This window comes from Streptomyces phytophilus, assembly GCF_013870535.1.
Lineage (GTDB): Bacteria > Actinomycetota > Actinomycetes > Streptomycetales > Streptomycetaceae > Streptomyces > Streptomyces phytophilus.
On record NZ_JACBXC010001188.1, the window covers coordinates 1 to 1852 of the forward strand.

Annotated in this window: 2 protein-coding genes; both read left to right on the forward strand. The window is 73.6% G+C overall.

All coding sequences use genetic code 11. From position 1 onward, the window contains the following. Nucleotides 1–1317 (forward strand): beta-N-acetylhexosaminidase (locus H5J30_RS30595; RefSeq protein ID WP_181790710.1); only part of this gene is annotated, 1317 nt, incomplete at its 5' end. A 250-nt stretch (nt 1318–1567) separates the two neighbouring features. Beyond that, the coding region (locus tag H5J30_RS30600) for an FAD binding domain-containing protein (RefSeq protein WP_181790712.1) at nt 1568–1852 on the forward strand (285 nt) is incomplete at its 3' end.

Here is a 1852-nt window from a genome sequence, read left to right on the forward strand (position 1 = left end):
ACCCTGCGCCAGCTCCTCGGCCCGCAGGCGTACCGCACCGCCCCCCTCGGCGAGCGCACCTGGGAGCTGCCGCACTGCCGCATCGAGGACGCCCCGCGGTTCGGCTGGCGCGGCTTCATGCTCGACGTCTCCCGGCACTTCCTCACCAAGCGCGAGGTGCTGCGCCACCTCGACCTGATGGCCGCCCACAAGCTCAACGTGCTGCACTTCCACCTCACCGACGACCAGGGCTGGCGCATCGAGATCAAGCGCCACCCGGGGCTCACCGAGGACGCCTCCTGGCGCCCGCGCACCAAGGTCGGCCACCGCGCCTCCGACATCTGGGACGAGCGCCCGCACGGCGGGTTCTACACCCAGGACGACCTCCGCGAGATCGTCGCGTACGCCGCCGCCCGGCACATCACCGTCGTCCCGGAGATCGACATCCCCGGCCACTCGCAGGCCGCCATCCACGCCTACCCCTGGCTCGGCAACACCGACGTCGTCGACACCGCGGCGCTCGACGTCTGGGGCGACTGGGGCGTCTCGGAGAACGTCCTCGCGCCCACCGAGGACGTGCTGCGCTTCTACGAGGGCGTCTTCGAGGAGGTGCTCGACCTCTTCCCGTCCACCTTCGTGCACGTCGGCGGCGACGAGTGCCCCAAGGGCCAGTGGAAGGCGTCGCCCGCCGCCCAGGCCCGTATCCGCGAACTCGGCCTGGCCGACGAGGACGAGCTGCAGTCGTGGTTCATCCGGCACTTCGACCGCTGGCTCGCCGACCGCGGCCGGCGCCTCATCGGCTGGGACGAGATCCTCGAAGGCGGCCTCGCCGACGGCGCCACCGTCTCCTCCTGGCGCGGCTACGCCGGCGGCATCGCCGCGGCGCGGGCGGGCCACGACGTGGTGATGTGCCCGGAGCAGCAGGTGTACCTCAACTACCGCGAATCGGGCGCCCCGGACGAGCCGGTGCCGATCGCCCAGGTGCGTACGCTGGAGGACTTCTACCGCTTCGAGCCCGTGCCGCCGCAGCTCGACGGCGCCGCGGCGGAGCACGTCATCGGCACCCAGGCCAACGTCTGGAGCGAGGTGCTGGAGAGCCCGCAGCGCTTCGACTACCAGGTGTATCCGCGCCTCGCCGCCTTCGCCGAGGTCGCCTGGTCCGCCCTGCCGCCGTCCGCCGAGCGGGACTTCGCCGGCTTCGAGGCCCGCATGGCGGAGCACTACGCGCGCCTCGACGCCCTCGGCGTCGACTACCGCCCGCCCGGCGGCCCGCGGCCGTGGCAGCGGCGCCCCGGAGTGCTCGGACGCCCGATCGAAGGGCCGCCCCCGATCGTGTGAGGCCGACGGCTGCCCCGGAAGTCGTACAAGCCTCCCCCAAGAGTGACAATCCCCACTTGGTGCGGAGCAGGTCCCCATCCGGGCCCGCGAGTTGGCCGCCGGGCGGGGTACGCTCGTGTTCTTCCGCGCCGCCGGAGGCGGCCCCGGACCGTGACGGATGTGCCAGAGTTGCCACGTCCCGGCCGGGAGCCCGTACCGTACGGCGGAACGGCCGGAACTCCTGGGGGACACTGCGGAAGGGGCAGCCGGGTTGACCACTCATGCACCGCAGGCCGCGCAGACGGTGGTGCTGCCGGACTCGCTCGACGAAGCGGTCGCGGCGCTCACCGCCATGCCCGCCGCCGTGCCCGTCGCCGGCGGGACCGACCTGATGGCGGCCGTCAACGCGGGCCTGCTGCGCCCCTCCGCGCTCGTCGGCCTCGGCCGGATCAGCGAACTGCGCGGCTGGCACTACCAGGACGGCGCCGCCCTCCTCGGCAGCGGCCTGACCCACGCGCGCATCGGGCGGCCCGACTTCGCCGCGCTCATCCCGGCG